Below are 418 nucleotides of genomic sequence, written 5' to 3' on the forward strand. Positions count from 1 at the left end.
GTCCGCGCCCACCCGCAGGCCCCCCTCCCCGAGGACCTGCGGTGGATGGCCACCGACCTGCCCGCCTGGACCCGGGCCCTCGACACCCTCGTCAACTACTCGGTGCTCACCCGGGAGACCCGCGGCCCCGTCACCAGCGAGGAGGCCGCACCGCAGCAGGAGTCGATCCACATGCACCGGCTGGTGCACGACATCGTCTCCCGCCTCACCGACGGCGAGCACCGTGACGCCCACCGCAAGGCCGTCCGTACGCTGCTCGCCGAGGCCGACCCCGGGAACCCGACGGACAGCCGGAACTGGCCCCGCTACTCCGAGCTCCTGCCCCACCTGGAGCCCTCCGGGGCACTGCGCAGCACCGACCCGCGCATCCAGACCACCGTCCTCAACTGCCTGCGCTACTGCGACCGCAGCGGCGAGC

The 418-nt window shown here is 73.4% G+C and carries 1 pseudogene; it reads left to right on the forward strand.

Annotated features, from left to right (window positions below):
- Nucleotides 1-418: pseudogene (locus AOK00_RS40725) on the forward strand (FxSxx-COOH system tetratricopeptide repeat protein); the annotation flags it as partial.

Origin of the sequence: Streptomyces aureus (assembly GCF_001418135.1) — a bacterium.
Taxonomy (GTDB): Bacteria; Actinomycetota; Actinomycetes; order Streptomycetales; family Streptomycetaceae; genus Streptomyces; species Streptomyces aureus_A.